The organism is Trebonia sp. (assembly GCF_030042015.1).
Lineage (GTDB): Bacteria > Actinomycetota > Actinomycetes > Streptosporangiales > Streptosporangiaceae > Trebonia.
Window position 1 is genome coordinate 1 of sequence record NZ_JASIAL010000359.1, and the last position, 2,552, is coordinate 2,552.

Below are 2,552 nucleotides of genomic sequence, written 5' to 3' on the forward strand. Positions count from 1 at the left end.
AACCTGGCGGCGCGCAGGATCCGCAGCGGGTCGTCGGAAAACGAGTCCTCGGGGCGCCCCGGCGTGCGGATCACGCGTTCGGCCAGCGCCGCCAGGCCCCCGAACGGGTCGACAAGCTCATAGGAGGGCAGCCGCGCCGCCATCGCGTTGATCGTGAAGTCCCGGCGCGCCAGGTCCTGCGCAAGCGACGTGCCGTAGCGCACGTCGGGCTTGCGCGAGCGCGGTCCGTACCGCTCGCTGCGGTAGGTCGTGATCTCGAACACGACCTCGCCCTTGCGCAGGCCGACCGTGCCGAACTCGATCCCCACCGTCCAAGTGCTGTCGGCCCACCCGCGGGTAATCGCGAGGACCCGCTCGGGGACCGCGTCGGTGGTCAGGTCCAGGTCACCGGGGCGGCTGCCGAGGAAGACGTCCCGCACCGGCCCGCCGACGAGCGCGAGCTCGTGCCCGGCCCGGGTGAACAGCTCCCCGAGCTCGGCCGCGGCCGGCGTGAGCGCGCGCAGCAGCGCCGTGGCCGCCTTACGCTGGTCGGCACGCATGGTGGCAGCGGAGGTGGAATCTGACACGGGCATCGAGGGTATCTAGCCCAATCCTTTCCGGAAAACGGCAATAGCATGCGAAGCGTGCGCACTGTCGTTCGTACCCTGATGGCTGGCTTCCTCGCCCTCGCCGGACCGGTTCTCGCCGCACCGGCCGCGGCAGCCCACGTCCAGGAAACACAACAGTCAGCCCGAACGGACAGCGCTTCCTCTCACCAGCTCACCATCTCTATCGACGCGCTGAACCCGAGCTTCGCGACTCCCAGCTCGACCGTGACGGTAAGCGGGACGGTAACCAACGATACCGGCTCGCCCCTGCAGGGCATCCAGGTACAGCTGCTGACCGAGGACCAGGACTTCCTGGCCCGCTCGCAGATGGACAGCTACGCCGCCGGCAGCAACTCGGTGATGTCCCCGGTGCCGATCGGCACCCCGTACGTGGTGCCGGGCACGGTGCGCAGCGGCAGCACCGTGCGCTGGTCCGCGTCGTTCAGCGCGGCCGCGGCCTACTACGGCGCCACGTTCGGCGTGTACCCGCTCGAGGCACAGGCCGAGTCCGCCGATGGCAACCCGCTCAGCACCGAGCGCACTTTCCTGCCGTTCTGGCCGGGGAATGACTCCGCGGACTCGCTGAGCACCGCCTGGCTCTGGCCGCTCATCGACGAACCGCAGCAGGGCCCGTGCCCGCAGACGCTGGCCACGAACTCGCTGGCGGCGAGCCTGAGCACCGGGGGGCGGCTCGGCACCCTGCTCGCGGTCGGCGAGCAGTGGGCCCAGCAGGACGAGCTGACCTGGGTAGTCGATCCGGCGCTGCTGTCCGACGCGCAGCTGATGGCACAAAGGCACTTCGTCGGCGGCAACGCCACCTGCACCGGCGCGCCCGTTCTCCCCGCCAGCGGGGCCGCCGCCAGCTGGCTGGCCACGCTGCGGACCGGGACGGCCGGCGAACCCGTGGTCGTTACCCCCTACGCAGACGCCGACGTCGCCGCGCTGACCCAGGCAGGCCTGGACGCTGACGTGCGGACCGCCTACCAGCTCGGGGAGTCGGTCGCCAGGAAGATACTGCAGCGTCCGTTCGGGATAGACGGAAACGGTCCGGGCGACGGCGGGTCAGCGGCGCTCGCCTGGCCAGCCGACGGGACCGCGGACGCGAGCGTTCTCACCAGCCTCGCCACCAACGGCGGCATCTCCACCGTCGTGCTGAACAGCGGTGAGATGACGTCCACGGACGCGCCGTACGACAACGCCCTCGCCGCGACCACGACGGGCACCGGCACCACGATGGGGGTCCTGCTGGCGGATTCGGAGCTGACCAGCGTGCTCGGCTCGGCATCGGCCGGCGCGCCGGCGGGCGCGCAGTTCGCGGCCGAGCAGGACTTCGTCGCACAGACCGCGATGATCGCCGCCGAGGCGCCTTACCAGAAGCGCTCCCTGGTCATCGCGCCGCCCCAGCGCTGGGACCCGCCGGCGGGCGAGGCAGAAAGGCTCCTTTCGCTCACCTCGTCGCTGCCCTGGCTGCACCCGGTGGGGCTGTCCAGCCTGGCCGCCGCCGCCGGCGATCTCAAGGCGCGCCAGCCGCTGGCGGGCAGCCAGGTCGACACCGCCGAGCTGGGCAGCGGCTACCTCAGCGAGGTCAGGTCGGTCGACAGCAGCCTCGCGCTGTACACGGACCTGCTGTACCAGCCGAGCGCCAGCCTGCTGCAGAGGCTCGACGCCGCGGCGGTGGGCACCGAGTCTTCGGCCTGGCGCGGCGCGGGCGGGGCCACCGGATGGCTGGCGCTGACCAAGCTCGCGGACTACCTGCGGTACTGGGAGCAGAAGGTCCAGATCCTCGCGGGAACGAAGCTGCTGCTTGGCGGCGCCTCCGGCCCGGCACCGATATCCGTGCAGAACGCCGGGCAGCTGCCCGTCCAGGTCGGGGTCGAGGTGATCGTGCCGCCGGGCAGCGAGCTTTCTGTCGCGAACCCGCACGCCCTGATCGTGGTGCCGGCCGGGAAGACGGGCACGGTGACG

General features: G+C 71.6%; 1 protein-coding gene and 1 pseudogene. One reads left to right on the plus strand and one right to left on the minus strand.

The window, feature by feature from the left end; all coding sequences use genetic code 11:
* Positions 1–539 (minus strand): annotated as a pseudogene (locus Q1N79_RS19400) (CCA tRNA nucleotidyltransferase); the annotation flags it as partial.
* Between the two features lie 84 nt (positions 540–623).
* On the opposite strand from Q1N79_RS19400, the gene Q1N79_RS19405 reads away from it, so the two are divergent.
* On the plus strand, positions 624–2,552 hold a 1,929-nt coding region (locus Q1N79_RS19405), incomplete at its 3' end, for a DUF6049 family protein (RefSeq protein WP_300610900.1).